We start from the raw sequence: 14,562 nt of genomic DNA, 5'->3' as shown, positions 1-14,562 counted from the left end.
AAGAACATCCACAACTTAACCCCAAGGGCCTCCTAAGAAGCCCGGAAGTTGGTTCCCCCGCCTCTGCCATGCGAAATCGTTGCGAACGGACCCCGGGAAGTGGCAGAGCTAGGCAATCCACCCGGAGGTGCCAAACCTCTATCGGTTTTCGGCACGGGTTCGACACTATAACGTTTCATCGTCCAAGTCACATTCCGGTCACGGAATGGTGTGCCTTTGGTTACAGCCAGCCCTTGGGGTCGACCATGTCGCCATTGACAACTACCTCAAAGTGGAGGTGACAGCCGGTGGAATTACCGGTCGTACCGCTTTGGGCCAACAAATCCCCACGGCTGACGGTGTCGCCGATCTTGGCGCTGATGCTTGTCAGGTGGTTGTAGGTGGTCTCCAGGCCGTTGCCGTGGTCCACCACTACGCGGTTGCCGTAGCCGCCGAACCAACCGGCTTCCTTAACCGTGCCGCCGGCGGCGGAGTACACCGGCGAGCCGCAGGCTGCGCCGTAGTCCTGGCCGGTATGCATTTCACCGGCATATCCGGTCACGGGATTAACCCGCATACCGAACGGGGAGGTCATCTTCATGCTCTCCATGTCCATCGGCTGGGACAGGGTGCCCTCACTGCTGACGGCCTTGGCATCGCTGCCGGATGCCACCATGACCTGTTCGAGCTTGGTGTCCGGATCGAAATTGCTCGTCAGGCCGGCACGCTGAAAGTGCAGATCAACTTCCGCTGCCGCGGTTACGGGCGCCGCAGCCACGGCAGCGACTTCGGCCGCTGCCGCATCAACGGCCGGTTCGCCGGACGCTGAGGCACCTGCAGTGGTGGGCAGCAGGACCGTAAGTGCCATGCCGGAGGCGGTTGCCACGATGGCGGCCTTGTGGCCTGCACCGCGGACCACTGCAGCAGCGGGCGACGGAGCAGCTTCGGCGCGTCGACGGCCGGTACTTCCTGAACGCGGCCGCGACCTACCTGCCGGGGCGGCCGAACGACGCCGTCCCGTGGCTCTTTGTTCTGACAAAAGTCTTCCCTCTCCTATAAGCCTGCGAAGTTAGCTGTCGGATTCGAGTAAGAGATAACTCGGCCACAAGACGTGCGGCATCAGCGCAATAAGCAGCTGGTACCGACATCAAGCGTGGCTTCACCCCTAGGCAGCTGGGTGGGCTGCCGATGGTGGGTCCTCCGCCCCTGTCAATGCGGGTCTCTGATCCGCTGACAGGGTTCGGCTACGGATCAGGTAACGCCAATGCATCGGCGTCAAGCAACAACTATAAAGGGAAACCCTTCAGAGTGATAATTCGGTTATCCACCCTGTGGACAATCCGGTTAAGCGTTTCCAGCTGGGACGGAATCGAACGCCACAAAGATGTGGCCAGCCACCTCCGGCGGCAGCTCGAGGGCGCCCTCGATGCCTGGGACACGTACTGAAATGTATTCGCCAACGGTCTCCAGCTGCAGCTTGGCCCCGGGTTTCAGGCCTCCCTCGTCAAGCTGCAGAAGCAGCTCCGGCTCCACCTGGATCGGCTCGGCCAGCCGGATAATGGTCACGGTGTCCGACGCCTGGTATGTTCGCATCGCTTCTGTGAGGTTAACAACACCGTTGATGAACTGCTCGGCCGGCTGTCCACCGAGGGCCTCGAGTCCCGGGATGGGATTCCCGTAAGGCGACACAGTAGGTCTGCCCAGCAGTTCATAGAGGCGCTGCTCCACACGCTCGCTCATCACATGCTCCCACCGGCACGCTTCGTCGTGGACATAAGCCCAGTCCAGACCGATGACGTCTGCCAGGAGGCGTTCGGCCAGCCGGTGCTTGCGCATCACCTCGGTGGCGCGGCGCCGGCCATTCTCCGTAAGTTCCAGGTGCCGGTCGCCGGAGACAACAACCAGACCGTCACGCTCCATCCGTCCCACGGTCTGGGAAACGGTAGGTCCGGAATGGCGCAGGCGCTCCGCAATGCGGGCCCGCAGGGCAACGATGTTCTCTTCTTCCAGCTCGAGAATGGTCCGAAGGTACATCTCGGTTGTGTCGATGAGATCAGTCACTGGAATTCTTGCTCCTCAGCGCAGGTGGCGGGATAGATCCGAAAGCCGACGCACCGGCGTCGTGGTCCCCCAACTAAGGTTATCTTGTTTGCCGCAGGGCCCGATAATCCCCGTGTTTGCACCAGACACACGACAGAGTACGGAACGCGCAGCGTCACACGTCCATTATGCGAAATATGCGCGTCTCAACTATCGGACAGCCGGATGCCTGCGACAGAATGTGTGGAGGTTCAATGGCGAACTGTCTAAAGATCACCGTAAGCCCGCCAGGAAGAAGCCCTTATGAGCGACAACCAGTCAATAAGCATTCCCGCAGACCTGCTCCCCCAGGACGGTCGCTTCGGTGCCGGACCGTCCAAGATCCGCTCCGAACAGATCGACGCTGTTGTGGCGGCCGGCCGGGATCTGCTGGGCACCTCCCACCGCCAGGCACCGGTCAAGAACCTTGTGGGCAGCGTGCGCGAGGGCCTTCAGACGTTCTTCCAGGCCCCCGAGGGCTACGAAGTTATCCTCGGCCTCGGCGGGGCCACTGCTTTCTGGGACGTCGCAACTTTCGGTCTGGTCGAGAACAAGGCACAGCACCTCTCATTCGGTGAATTCAGCTCCAAGTTTGCCGCGGCCACGAACAAAGCCCCCTTCCTGGCCGAATCCTCCATCATTACGGCCGAGACCGGTTCCCTGCCCAGCCCGAAGGCGGAAGCCGGGGTCGATGTCTACGCCTGGGCGCAGAACGAAACCTCCACGGGCGTTGCCGCTCCGGTCAAGCGTGTGGCCGGAGCGGACGAAGGGTCGCTGGTCCTCGTAGACGCCACCTCCGCCGCGGGCGGGCTGCATGTTGACGTCTCCGAGAGCGATGTCTACTACTTCTCCCCGCAGAAAAACTTCGCGTCCGACGGCGGCATCTGGCTGGGCATGTTCTCCCCTGCAGCGCTGGAGCGGGCCGAAAAGATCGGCGCCACCGACCGCTGGGTCCCGGACTTCCTGAACCTGCAGACAGCGATCGACAACTCGCTGAAGAACCAGACCTACAACACGCCGGCCCTGACCACCCTGGTGACCCTGAACAACCAGATCGAGTGGCTCAACAACAACGGCGGCTTGGAGTTCGCCGCCAACCGCACCGCCGATTCCGCCGGGCGCGTCTACAGCTGGGCCGAGGCATCCGCCGTCGCCACGCCGTATGTGGTTAATCCCGACCACCGTTCAAACGTCATTGCCACGGTGGACTTCGTTGATTCGATCGACGCCGCCGCCGTCGCCAAGGTCCTGCGGGCAAACGGCGTGGTGGATGTTGAGCCGTACCGCAAGCTTGGCCGCAACCAACTGCGTATCGCCACCTTCGTCGCGATCGAGCCGGAAGACGTCAGCGCCCTGCTCAACTGCGTGGACTACGTGATCGAGCAGCTGAACGGCTGACTCCCGCCAACTGCAACCGCCAACTGCAACAAGGAGGCACCCTGGTTTTCCAGGGTGCCTCCTTGTTTGTGCGGTGCTGCATGCTCCGGGCCGGGTAGACCCAGCCCGCGCCACGGCTCCGGCAGCCTACGGCCGTTGCTGCAGATAAGTAATGCGCAGCTTCCGTTTGGCAGTGCGGTCGTACTGGAAACGCATCTGCTTGGCGCGCCATGCCCAGATGAAGCCCACCAGCGCCGCGGCCAGCCCGGCAAGCGCGCCCACGCCCAGGCCCCATCGTGGCCCGAACGCATCGGTCACGGCGCCGACGATGGGCGCGCCGATCGGGGTTCCGCCCATGAAGATTGCCATGTACAAGGCCATCACGCGTCCACGCATCACTTGGTCCGTATTGGTCTGCACGTAGGCGTTCGCGCTGGTCATGATGGTCAGCGCTGAGACCCCGATGGGCACGAGGGCCAGGCCGAACAACCAGGTGTTAGGCGCCAGGGCTGCTGCTGTGCAGGAGACCGCGAAGGCTGCCGCGGCCCCGAAAATGAACCGCAGCCGGGGCCGGTCACGGCGTGCGGCGAGCAGCGATCCCATGACCGAGCCGATGGCCATGACGGACGACAGCAAGCCAAAGTCGCCGGCGTGCCCGCCGAATTCGGTCCGGGCCATGGCCGCAATATAGATGGCGAAGTTCAGCCCGAAGGTTCCGATAATGAAGATCGCCGTCATGACGATCATCAGGTCCGGCCGGCGGCGCACATAGCGGAATCCCTCGCGGATTCTGCCCTTGCCTTTGCCTGCCTTGGGCAGCGGGCGCAATTCGCTGCCGCGGATCACCAGCAGAGCTGCGATCATCGCCCCGAACGTGGCCGCGTTGATGAGGAAAACCCAACCAGGTCCGACGGCGACCGTGAGCACGCCCGAGACGGCCGGTCCCACCATGCGGGCTAGGTTGAAGGAGGTGCTGTTCAGCGCGACGGCGTTGGGCAGGAATTCATCGCGCACGAGCTCCGAGACAAAGGTCTGCCGGGCCGGGGCGTCCACGGAGGACACCATGCCCAAGGCCAGGGCGAAGGCGTAGACGTGCCAGAGCTCCACAACGCCTGTGATCACCATGAGACCCAGCCCGAGGCCCAGCAGCGCCATGGAAACCTGGGTGATCATGAGCAGGTGGCGCCGGTTGAAGCTGTCCGCGATCAGTCCCGACCACGGTGCCATGAGCAACTGCGGGCCAAGCTGGAGCGCCATGACGATGCCCATGGCTGCAGCGTCCTGCTTGGTCAGGATGTCGTAAACCAGCCAGTCCTGAGCGGTCCGCTGCATCCAGGTGCCGATGTTGGAGACGATCGCCCCCACAAACCAGATGCGGTAGTTGAAGAACTGCAGCGAACGGAACATCTATACAGGCGCTCCTTTCTGCCGCAGATTCATGTGGCCGCGGGTGGGTTAGGCGGATGCCTCCGGATGCCGGTGCGTCTCAGGCGCTTCGAGGTCGGACTCGCCTGTTTCCGGACGGGCCTCAGCTGCCTCCGCGTTAGCCTCAGCTGGGCCGGCTTGCGAGGTAGCTTCCTCAGCCGAGGGATCCGGGTCGGCCGCTGCATGGTCAGCGGTCTCGACCATCGCCGGAGCGGCAGCTTCGTCTGGCTGCCCAGCTTCGGTGGCGCCATCGACGTCGTTCGCGGCTTGGTCCAAGGTCTGGCCGGCGCCGTCGTTGTTTTCGCCGCCGTTGTTTTCTTCTGCCCTGTTTTCGTCCGCGAGGCTCTCCGCTTCCGCGGCGGCCTCTTCCGGACGGACCCGCTCGGCCCACGGAACCCAGTCCGGTGACAGCAACGACTTCTCCGAGGGCAGCAGTCCGATTTCGCAGACCGTGATCTCTTTACTCCGCGGTGCGCGCGCCAGCGAGGCGAACCACTGCCAGCCGACGTAGCCGGGGAGTTTGGATTCGAACCGGTGGACTACCAGTCGCTCGGCCTCAGCCACCACGCCCACGTGGTCGCCGACCTGTTCTGCCGGAGCCATTTCAAGCACGCCCTGACGGGCTCGGTCCACGGCAGCGGCCAGCAGTGCATCCAGCTTGGCTGGCCGCTTGGCAGCGGGCCGGCGTCGTACCGGAGCAGTGCTTTCCGCGGCGGTGTCTACTGTCGGTTCCACTGCAGATTCCGTTTCTGTCTCAGCGCTGCTCATGTATGGACCCCGCCGGCTCAGACGTCCAGCTGATCCGCGACGTGGCGCAGCACGGCAGCGACCTTGGCCGAGTGTGCCTTGTCGGGATAGCGGCCCTTGCGGAGCCCGTTGGAGATGCCGTCGAGCAGCTTGATGAGGTCCTCGGTGATGATGGCCATGTCTTCCGCCGGCTTCCGGACAGCCTTCGCGACGGACGGCTTGGCATCGATGATGCGGGCCGAAAGGGCCTGCGCTCCCCGGCGTCCCTCGGCCACGCCGAACTCCATACGGGTGCCGGCTTTGACGTCGGTGACACCGGCCGGAAGCGCGGAGGCGTGCAGGAAGACTTCCTGGCCCTCATCCGTGGCCAGGAATCCAAAACCTTTTTCCGTGTCAAACCATTTGACCTTGCCGATGGGCACTTCAGTTACCTCGTTCTACGATTCCATTGCAGGGTAATCGCCCGCTGCTGCGCTTTTCATGTCCCGTGCAGGTTCCGGTACCAGCGATCTGTGCTGGCTGTACGGTAACCATAGACGGGGAAGTCTCTATCTAGATTAGCTTGTTCCGACAGCCGACCCGGACTTTGCCGGCAACATGTCCGCTGTTAGCGTTATCTGCATGTCCGCCCCTGTTCCGTCGTCCAGTTCCGCGGCCCGCCCGGAGACGAGCAGGCTGCTGATCGCCTTGGTGAGTATCGCCGCTGTCCTATCCCTCGCGGGACTTGCCAGCCTGACCGTGATCCTGGTCAGCGCCCTCTTCGGGCACGAAGCCTGGCCCGGTTTCCTTGCCATCGCCTGGATGGGTTTCCCGGTGGCGTTCCTCTTGATGGGTTTCCTGATCCTGCGCAGCATCAGGCGCCGGCGCAGCCTCTAACGGGAAGTTACGTCGGTCCAACCCGCTCCGGCGCTGATACCGGTGCCTTCCCGCCGGCTTCGGGGCTTGCCGGGCGGGGTAACGTTAATCTGATGTCCTCCATCCGTGCGTTGGCCGATGATTTGGCTGCCCGCAGCGACAGCCAGCTGCGGGCGCTGCTGAGCGCCCGCCCGGATTTGTGCCTGCCTCCGGTTCCGGATTTTTCCGCCCTGGCCGCCAGGGCTTGCACCAGAATCAGTCTGCAGCGGGCACTGGAGAAACTTTCCCGGCCGGAATTGGACCTGCTCGAAACGATCGTCCTGACCACCGACATCGACGCCGGCACCGGCATTGACGCGGAGGCACTCCAACCGCTGCTCGTCGCTGCGCCGGACAACCTCGTGCAGCAGCCAGGCAACACCACCGTGCAGGAGTTGGACGCCTACCTCGCCAAGCTGCATACGCTGGGCCTGCTGGTACCCGTTCCGGCCGGAGCGGACCGGCAGGCGGGGTTCCTCCCCGTTGCCAGCCTTCCGGATGTGCTCGGTCCGTATCCTGCCGGTTTGGGCCGTACCTATGCGAAACTCGCCGCCGCCAGCGCCGAGGCGGGCGAACGGATGGTCGCCGTCGTCGTTGCCCTCAGGGCCGCCGGCTACCCGCTCGCCGGTGCCGACGGGCTTGCGGAGCTGCCTCCGGCAGACAAGGCTTCCGTTGCTGCCCGCGCCTTGGAATCCTGGCTCTCCGCGTCTGGCACCTGGGAGTCGCTCCTGGACGAGGCGCCGGCCAAGACCGGCGAGCTGCTGGAGCGGTTCCGCCGCTCCCCGGTGGGGACGGTCCCGCAGGCGCTCCGGAACCTTGAAGTGCACGATGCCGGGGCCTCGCCGGTGGAGTGGATGCTCGCCCGCGGTCTGCTGGTGCCGGTGGATGCAAGCCACGTTGAGCTGCCGCGCGCTGCCGGGATCGCGGCCCGCGGCGGAGCCGTGATCAACCCCTGGGCAACCTCGGCCCCCGGGTTCGCCGGGGCGGACGGGGAAGCCGCGGGGTCCGCAGGGTCCCCAAGGTCCGCAACGGGGACAGCGCGGACGGTCCGGGCCAGCCTGCGCGACAACGCCGCCTATTCCGCCGTCGCCGAGACCTTGCGGCTGGTTTCCGAGCTCCTGGTGCTCACGGACGCGACTCCGGTGGCGACGCTGCGCGCCGGTGGTGTCGGCGTGCGGGAAATCAAGCGGCTGGCGGACGAGCTGCGCGTGGACACCGGCGAGGTGAGCTGGTTGCTTGAGTTGGCGGCCGCGGCCGGGCTGCTCACCTTGGACGTGGACACCAGCAAGTGGAAGACCAACGACGCCGGCGCTTACGCCGGGTTCGCCCGTCACCATCAGTGGCTGCTGCTGGCCACGGCGTGGCTGGCGCTCGACCGTGCGCCCGCGCTCGTGGGGTCCCCCGCCCAGCCTGGCTCCCGGCCCGACGCGGCGAAGTCCGGCATTAATGCCCTCGCCGCGGAAGCGTCGCGTCCCGATGCCCCTGCCGTCCGCCGTCGTTTGCTTGATGCCCTCGCCGAACTCTCCCTCCCGGTTGGCGACGGCACATCGATGGCGGTCCCGGCGGAGTCCCTGGTGACCGATTACCTCTGCTGGCACCAGCCGCGGCTCCGTCGCCGGTTTGAGCGTTTGGTGCCGGGCATGCTGGTCGAGGCCGCGCGGCTGGGCCTGCTCGGCTCCGGCGCGTTGACCGAGCTGGGCGTCGCGCTGGCGGCCGGCGAGCCGGAGGAGGCCGCGGAGTTACTCGATCGCCAACTGCCGGAACCGCTGAGCCATTTCCTGCTGCAGGCGGATCTGACGGCCGTAGCCCCGGGCTACCTGGAGCCGGCGGTGAACCGCGAACTGGCGCTGCTGTCCACCGCCGAGGGGCAGGGGCCCGCCGCCATCTACCGGTTCTCCGCGGATTCCGTCCGCCGGGCCTTGGATGCGGGGCAGGACGCCGAGGGCATCCTTGAGTTCCTGACCCGCCACTCGGCCACCGAGGTGCCGCAACCCCTGCGCTACCTGGTCGAAGACACCGCCGCCCGGCACGGCGCCGTCCGGGTGGGCACCATGTCCTCCTACCTGCGCGGCGACGACCCTGAACTCCTCGACGCGTTGCTGGCGGATCCGCGGGCCGCGTTGCTGGGGCTGCGCAGGCTGGCGCCCACGGTGCTGGCGTCGAAGTCGAGCGCCCGCGAACTGCTGCACACCCTGCGCGGGCTCGGCTACTCCCCCGCACCCGACAAGGACGACGACGGCGTTGCCCTCGCCGCTGCGGGTGGCGCCGGCGGCGTGGAAGACGCCGCGGGAAGTACCTCCGACTCCGGCGGGGTTGGCCGGGTAGCCGGCAGCGCGCCGTCGTCGTTCCCGGTCCGGACCAATCCCTGGGTGCTCACGGACGAAGACCTGCAGGCCCAGCTGGACCGGTTGCGCGGAGCAGGCACGCCGGCCAAGTCCGCCGCCGGCGCCGAGGCCGAACCGCTGCTGGCCTTGGAGACCCTCCGCAAGGCGATCCGGCTCAAGCGGCCGGTGCGGATCGGAATTGTGGAACCCAACGGGGCCCACCGGCACGAGGTCCTGCAGCCGCTTTCCGTGGGCGGCGGGCGGCTGCGGGTCTTCGACGCCGAGCGCGACAGCGAGCGCGTGGTCTCGATCCACCGCGTGATGGACATCGAGCTGGTCGATGAGGCCGGCGGCAAGAAGAGGAGCACCACCGATGGCTGACGGGCCGCTGATCGTCCAGAGCGACAAGACCATCCTGCTGGAGGTGGACCACGAGCAGGCCACCGAGGCGCGCCACGCTATCGCGGCCTTCGCCGAACTCGAGCGCGCGCCGGAGCATATGCACAGCTACCGGATCACGCCGCTGGGCCTGTGGAATGCGCGCGCGGCCGGGCTGGATGCCGAGCAGGTGCTGGACACGTTGCTGGAGTATTCGCGCTTTCCCGTGCCGCATGCGCTGCTGATCGATATTGAAGAGACGATGTCCCGGTACGGCCGGCTGCGGCTGGAAAAGGACCCGCAGCACGGGCTGGTGCTGCGCACCGATGACTACCCGGTGCTTGAGGAGGTCATGCACGCCAAGAAGATCCAGCCGCTGCTCGGTCCGCGGATCGACGGCGAGACCACCGTGGTGCATTCCTCGCAGCGCGGCCAGCTCAAGCAGTTGCTGCTCAAGCTCGGCTGGCCCGCGGAGGACCTCGCCGGCTACGTGGACGGCACGCCGCATCCGATCGCGCTGGTGGAGAACGGCTGGAAGCTCCGCCCCTACCAGCAGGTGGCTACGGAGAACTTCTGGGCCGGCGGTTCCGGCGTCGTCGTTCTTCCCTGCGGTGCGGGCAAAACGCTGGTGGGCGCCGCGGCGATGGCCACGAGCCAGACCACTACGCTGATCCTGGTGACCAACACGGTCTCCGCGCGGCAGTGGAAGGACGAGCTGCTCAAGCGCACCACGCTGACCGAGGACGAGATCGGCGAATACTCCGGCTCGCTCAAGGAGGTGCGGCCGGTAACCATCGCGACGTACCAGGTGCTCACGCTGCGCCGCGGCGGGCTTTATCCGCATCTGGAGCTGGTGGACAACAACGACTGGGGCCTGATCATCTACGACGAGGTCCACCTGCTGCCGGCGCCGATCTTCCGGATGACCGCGGATCTGCAGGCGCGGCGGCGGCTCGGGCTCACGGCGACGCTGGTGCGCGAGGACGGCCGTGAGGGCGAGGTGTTCTCACTGATCGGTCCCAAGCGCTACGACGCCCCGTGGAAGGACATTGAGGCGCAGGGCTACATTGCCCCGGCGGACTGCGTGGAGGTGCGGGTGGATCTGCCGCGCGACGAGCGCGTGGCGTATGCAATGGCCGACGACGCCGACAAGTACCGCCTCTGCGCGACTTCCGATACCAAGAACGGTGTGGTGGAGCAACTGGTGGCCCACCATAAGGGCGAGCAACTGCTGGTGATCGGGCAGTACATCGACCAGCTGGACGAGCTCGCCGAACGGCTGGACGCGCCGCTGATCAAGGGCGAGACCTCGGTGAAGCAGCGCCAGCGGCTCTTCGACGAGTTCCGCTCCGGCTCGCTGCACACCCTGGTGGTTTCCAAGGTCGCCAACTTCTCGATCGATCTGCCCGAGGCCGCGGTGGCGATCCAGGTTTCCGGTTCGTTCGGCTCGCGGCAGGAGGAAGCCCAGCGGCTGGGACGGCTGCTCCGGCCCAAGTCGGACGGCCGGGCCGCGCGGTTCTACACGGTGGTGGCGCGGGACACGCTGGACCAGGACTTCGCCGCCAAACGCCAGCGCTTCCTTGCGGAACAGGGCTACGCCTACACCATCCTCGACGCCAAGGACGTGGGAAAGACGGGGAGCTGAGCCGGGCCGGGGACTCCGGCGGGGCGTAGAATTTCAGCCATCCAAACCAGTGGGGAGACCGCCGTGGACGCTGAACAAGTTGTCGCCGAGCATTACGGGAAGCCGGATCTGGAGGATGCCATCCTCGCCGGGATGGCAGCTGTCGGCCTCGATCCGGACCATTTCGAGCCGGATGATCTGGCCGCGGTGGACCAGTTCCATGTCGGCGGCGCCGACGCTGCCGAGAACGTGGCCCGCGGCGCCGGGATCAGCAGCGGCATGCGGGTGCTGGACATCGGCTCCGGCATCGGCGGACCGGCCCGTTTGTTCGCGCACCGCTTCGGCGCGACGGTCCAGGGTGTGGATCTCACCCCGTCCTTTGTGACCACGGCCCAATCCCTGACCCGGCGCTGCGGTCTGACCGGCCAGGTCAGTTTCTCCAAGGCCAGCGGCCTGGACCTCCCCTTCAGCGACGGCGAATTCGACGCGGCAACCATGATGCACGTCGGCATGAACGTCGCACACAAGGACTCGCTGTTCCGCGAAGTCCACCGGGTGCTCAGGCGCGGGGCAGTCTTCGCCGTCTACGACATCATGGTCACCGGCGAGGGCGACCCGCAATTTCCCCTGCCGTGGGCGGCGAGCGCCGAAACGTCCTACCTCCGTTCGCCCCAGGACTATGTCCGGGAGCTGGAGGCAGCCGGCTTCACGGTGACCGGCGAGCGCAACCGGCACGGCTTCGCGCTGGAATTCCTGTCCCGCGCACAGGCCCGGCTGTCCGAAAACGATCCTCGGCTGGCCGGCATGCGGCTGGTACTCGGGCCGGAAGGACCCGTCAGGATGGGGCACTTGGCCCAAGCAATCCGCGAAGGAACGCTCGCCCCGGTGGAAATCTACAGTCGCCGAGAGGAGGCCTGAGAACCAGATGCCCGTGGCTGCGTGCGTGCAAAAGGAGGCCCCGCCGTCGTTATTTCTTGCGGCTGGGTAACGGCTGGCACTGGGCCGGCACCCAAGAAATGTACAGACAACTCCCAGAATCTGTGAGCATACTAAAAAGCGTGAAGAAAAACGAACCTGAAGCAAAACTGCTAGTAGTTGACGACGAACCGAATATTCGGGAACTGCTTTCAACCTCCCTGCGCTTTGCCGGGTTCGAAGTTATTGCCGCGGCAAACGGCCGGGACGCCCTCGCTGCCGCGGAGGAACACAACCCTGACCTGGCGGTGCTGGACGTCATGCTGCCGGACATGGACGGGTTCACCGTGACCCGCCGGTTGCGCGCGGCCGGCCGCCACTTCCCGGTCGTCTTCCTCACGGCCCGCGACGACACCGATGACAAAGTCACCGGCCTGACCGTCGGCGGCGACGACTATGTCACCAAACCCTTCAGCCTCGACGAAGTGGTGGCCCGGATCCGCGCCGTGCTGCGCCGGACCCAGCCGCTGCTCGAAGACGACGCCGTCATCCAGGTTGACGACCTGGAACTCGACGACGACGCCCACGAGGTCCGCCGGGGCGGGCTGGTCATCGACCTCTCCCCCACCGAGTTCAAGCTGCTGCGCTACTTGATGCTGAACCCGAACCGGGTGCTGTCAAAGGCGCAGATCCTGGATCATGTCTGGGAGTATGACTTCAACGGCGACGCATCCATCGTGGAGTCCTACATCTCCTATCTGCGCCGGAAGATCGACGCCAACCCTGAGGCTCCGGCACTTATTCAAACCAAGCGTGGTGTGGGGTACCTGCTGCGCACGTCGGAAAAGCGCTGACCGTGATCCAACGGTGGAAGTCGGCCTCGCTTCGTACACAGTTGGTTGCAATCATCTGTGTGCTGATGGCCGCTACCATCGCCCTGACGTCGGCCCTGATGATCCATTCCCTGAGGAACGATCTGATAAGTCAGATGGATACGGACATCAAGAACAACGCCCAGACCATCAGCCGCCAGATTATTCGGGGCGCGAATGCAGGAACCAACCGCTACTACGCCGTTTTGATGGACCAGGACGGTGAGCCTCTTGCCGTACTGCATCCTGTGAGAAACGAAGAAACGACACGCTCTGCGCTTGTAGACCTGCCGATCATCCCGCCTTTTACCGCTCAAGAGCCCCTGCCAAGCGAAACGCGTTCGTTCAACGCGCCAGGGACCACCGCTGATAGCGACGGTTGGCGATACAAAGTTTATGGCCTTGCAGATGGTTCCATCGCCATTGCACTTCCCTACAAGGAAGTGAATGACACTGTGGAGCGATTTACAGCTAGTGCGCTTCTGCTCGGGCTCTTTGCCACCGCGGCAGCTTCGACTATCGCGTGGTTGGCAATCACGCGAGCATTTAAACCCCTGAGCACAGTCGAAAAAACTGCGGCAGCCATCGCCGCTGGCGATCTGACCCGCCGTGTCGAAGTGGGTAACCCGAACACGGAGATCGGCAAGCTTTCCAGTTCGCTCAACGCTATGCTCGCCCACATTGAAACGGCCTTCGCAGGCCGCGCGGCTTCCGAAAAGCGCATGCGGCAATTCGTCGCGGACGCTTCCCACGAACTGCGCACTCCTCTGGTAACCATCCGAGGATTCTCCGAGCTTTACCGCCACGGGGCCTTGCAGACCCAAGACGACGTCAGCGCGGCCATGGGTCGGATCGAAAGCGAGGCTACCAGGATGGGCCAGCTCGTCGAGGACCTGCTCACTCTTGCCCGCGTGGATGAACAGCGTCCGCTGGAGGCAAAGCCACTGGACCTGCTGCTGCTCGGCAACGATGCTGCAATGGACGCCCGTGCCAGCGCCCCGGACCGGGACATCAAGGTCATCGGGCTCGACGGTGCAGGGCCCCAGCCTGCACCCATCGTCGGGGACGAAGGCAGACTGCGTCAGGTCGTGGCGAACCTGATGACCAACGCACTCCGCTACACGCCTGAGGGATCGCCGATCGAAATAGCCGTCGGCGTTGAACCTGTCATCGACGACAAAAAGGACTCCGTGATCGAGGTCCGCGACCACGGTCCCGGGATATCGGAAGAAGAAGCGGCCAGGGTCTTCGAACGCTTTTACCGCGCGGATTCCTCACGCTACCGCGAGACCGGCGGTACCGGACTTGGCCTGGCCATCGTCGCTGCGCTGGTCGCCCAGCATGACGGCACTGTGCGACTGCTGGACACGGAAGGCGGCGGGGCCACCATGTCCATCCGGATTCCGTTTGAGCCAGCTCCCGACGACGACCGCAGCGTCTTCGAATACAACTGATCCTAGGGCAGCGACAGTTGCCCCTGGGCCGGTGGAAGCCGAAATCGACACAAGGGTTGTCGTCCTCCACTCCGGTCCTTGAACTCTGCGTTATCCACAATCGCTGGCCGGCCCCTCGCCTGCGCTCCGCACGCTCCCTAGCCTCGAAGTATCCGTTGGATCAACTACTTCGAAGGGAACATCATGGCTGTATTCCATGTGGACAGTGAGGCCTTGAACGCCAAGAGCATGGCGGTCCAGGGCACCATCGGACGGCTGCAGGCGGAGGTGAACACCATGCAGTCCGGGCTGCGGGAGCTGGAATCGCTGTGGACAGGTTCGGCTTCCGCGAACTTCCAGCAGTTGATCACCGACTGGCGTGCAACGCAGCTGAAGGTTGAAGAGTCCTTGGCCAGCATCAACACGGCGCTGGCACAGGCATCACAGCAGTATGCTCAGGCCGAAGAGGCCAACGCACGCATGTTCATGGCGTGACCCAAGTACTGCAGTCGGGC

Annotated in this window: 13 protein-coding genes and 1 riboswitch; of the genes, 8 read left to right on the top strand and 5 right to left on the bottom strand. The window is 65.1% G+C overall.

Going from position 1 to position 14,562, the window contains the following annotated elements; genetic code table 11:
• Nucleotides 1-220: 220 nt before the first annotated feature.
• Nucleotides 221-898, bottom strand: a complete 678-nt coding sequence (locus HGO92_RS17560; RefSeq protein ID WP_346769002.1) for a M23 family metallopeptidase — start codon at nt 896-898, stop codon at nt 221-223.
• 124 nt (nt 899-1,022) lie between these two features.
• Nucleotides 1,023-1,235: riboswitch (cyclic di-AMP (ydaO/yuaA leader) on the bottom strand.
• A gap of 88 nt (nt 1,236-1,323) precedes the next feature.
• A complete protein-coding gene (locus HGO92_RS17555; RefSeq protein ID WP_169997122.1) occupies nt 1,324-2,040 on the bottom strand; it encodes an iron-dependent transcriptional repressor DtxR in 717 nt (238 codons plus the stop codon).
• A 282-nt stretch (nt 2,041-2,322) separates the two neighbouring features.
• Between HGO92_RS17555 and serC the strand changes: the two genes are divergently transcribed.
• The gene (serC, locus tag HGO92_RS17550; protein WP_169997121.1) at nt 2,323-3,456 is read left to right on the top strand and encodes a phosphoserine transaminase; all 1,134 of its coding nucleotides are present in this window, start codon (nt 2,323-2,325) and stop codon (nt 3,454-3,456) included.
• Between the two features lie 126 nt (nt 3,457-3,582).
• On the opposite strand, the gene HGO92_RS17545 is transcribed toward serC, so the two are convergent.
• From HGO92_RS17545 to HGO92_RS17535, 3 genes are read right to left on the bottom strand one after another with little or no spacing between them, the layout of a single operon-like run.
• Nucleotides 3,583-4,842 carry an MFS transporter gene (locus HGO92_RS17545; RefSeq protein ID WP_169997120.1) on the bottom strand — a complete coding sequence of 420 codons (1,260 nt, stop codon included), beginning with the start codon at nt 4,840-4,842 and terminating at the stop codon, nt 3,583-3,585.
• Nucleotides 4,843-4,890: 48 nt separating this feature from the next.
• Nucleotides 4,891-5,595 (bottom strand): DUF3027 domain-containing protein, encoded by a 705-nt coding sequence (locus tag HGO92_RS17540; protein WP_346769001.1) that lies wholly within the window; start codon nt 5,593-5,595, stop codon nt 4,891-4,893.
• Between the two features lie 50 nt (nt 5,596-5,645).
• Nucleotides 5,646-6,029 carry a cold shock domain-containing protein gene (locus tag HGO92_RS17535; protein ID WP_169997118.1) on the bottom strand — a complete coding sequence of 128 codons (384 nt, stop codon included), beginning with the start codon at nt 6,027-6,029 and terminating at the stop codon, nt 5,646-5,648.
• A gap of 199 nt (nt 6,030-6,228) precedes the next feature.
• On the opposite strand from HGO92_RS17535, the gene HGO92_RS17530 reads away from it, so the two are divergent.
• The 7 genes from HGO92_RS17530 to HGO92_RS17500 all read left to right on the top strand — a co-directional run bounded on the left by HGO92_RS17530 (nt 6,229) and on the right by HGO92_RS17500 (nt 14,542).
• The gene (locus HGO92_RS17530) at nt 6,229-6,483 is read left to right on the top strand and encodes a hypothetical protein (protein WP_169997117.1); all 255 of its coding nucleotides are present in this window, start codon (nt 6,229-6,231) and stop codon (nt 6,481-6,483) included.
• A 92-nt stretch (nt 6,484-6,575) separates the two neighbouring features.
• Nucleotides 6,576-9,206 carry a helicase-associated domain-containing protein gene (locus HGO92_RS17525; protein WP_169997116.1) on the top strand — a complete coding sequence of 877 codons (2,631 nt, stop codon included), beginning with the start codon at nt 6,576-6,578 and terminating at the stop codon, nt 9,204-9,206.
• Nucleotides 9,199-10,848 carry a DNA repair helicase XPB gene (locus HGO92_RS17520; RefSeq protein ID WP_169997114.1) on the top strand — a complete coding sequence of 550 codons (1,650 nt, stop codon included), beginning with the start codon at nt 9,199-9,201 and terminating at the stop codon, nt 10,846-10,848. The genes HGO92_RS17525 and HGO92_RS17520 overlap by 8 nt, the downstream gene beginning before the upstream one ends.
• A gap of 63 nt (nt 10,849-10,911) precedes the next feature.
• Nucleotides 10,912-11,745 carry a methyltransferase domain-containing protein gene (locus tag HGO92_RS17515; protein ID WP_169997112.1) on the top strand — a complete coding sequence of 278 codons (834 nt, stop codon included), beginning with the start codon at nt 10,912-10,914 and terminating at the stop codon, nt 11,743-11,745.
• A gap of 140 nt (nt 11,746-11,885) precedes the next feature.
• Nucleotides 11,886-12,596: a response regulator gene (locus HGO92_RS17510; RefSeq protein WP_169997110.1), complete on the top strand. Its 711-nt coding sequence runs from the start codon at nt 11,886-11,888 to the stop codon at nt 12,594-12,596.
• Between the two features lie 65 nt (nt 12,597-12,661).
• Nucleotides 12,662-14,068, top strand: a complete 1,407-nt coding sequence (locus tag HGO92_RS17505; protein ID WP_169997237.1) for a sensor histidine kinase — start codon at nt 12,662-12,664, stop codon at nt 14,066-14,068.
• A gap of 183 nt (nt 14,069-14,251) precedes the next feature.
• Nucleotides 14,252-14,542 carry a WXG100 family type VII secretion target gene (locus HGO92_RS17500; RefSeq protein ID WP_074699746.1) on the top strand — a complete coding sequence of 97 codons (291 nt, stop codon included), beginning with the start codon at nt 14,252-14,254 and terminating at the stop codon, nt 14,540-14,542.
• Nucleotides 14,543-14,562: the final 20 nt, after the last annotated feature.

It is taken from the genome of Crystallibacter degradans (genome assembly GCF_012952295.1).
GTDB lineage: Bacteria > Actinomycetota > Actinomycetes > Actinomycetales > Micrococcaceae > Crystallibacter > Crystallibacter degradans.
The sequence above is the reverse complement of the archived record's forward strand: the minus strand, read 5'-3'. Positions and strand labels throughout refer to the sequence as shown.

Coding starts and splice junctions, on each gene's coding strand:
- serC (WP_169997121.1), top strand. CDS start 2,323: ATGAGCGACAACCAGTCAATAAGCATTCCCGCAGACCTGCTCCCCCAG.
- HGO92_RS17545 (WP_169997120.1), bottom strand. CDS start 4,842: ATGTTCCGTTCGCTGCAGTTCTTCAACTACCGCATCTGGTTTGTGGGG.
- HGO92_RS17530 (WP_169997117.1), top strand. CDS start 6,229: ATGTCCGCCCCTGTTCCGTCGTCCAGTTCCGCGGCCCGCCCGGAGACG.
- HGO92_RS17525 (WP_169997116.1), top strand. CDS start 6,576: ATGTCCTCCATCCGTGCGTTGGCCGATGATTTGGCTGCCCGCAGCGAC.
- HGO92_RS17520 (WP_169997114.1), top strand. CDS start 9,199: ATGGCTGACGGGCCGCTGATCGTCCAGAGCGACAAGACCATCCTGCTG.
- HGO92_RS17505 (WP_169997237.1), top strand. CDS start 12,662: ATGGCCGCTACCATCGCCCTGACGTCGGCCCTGATGATCCATTCCCTG.
- HGO92_RS17500 (WP_074699746.1), top strand. CDS start 14,252: ATGGCTGTATTCCATGTGGACAGTGAGGCCTTGAACGCCAAGAGCATG.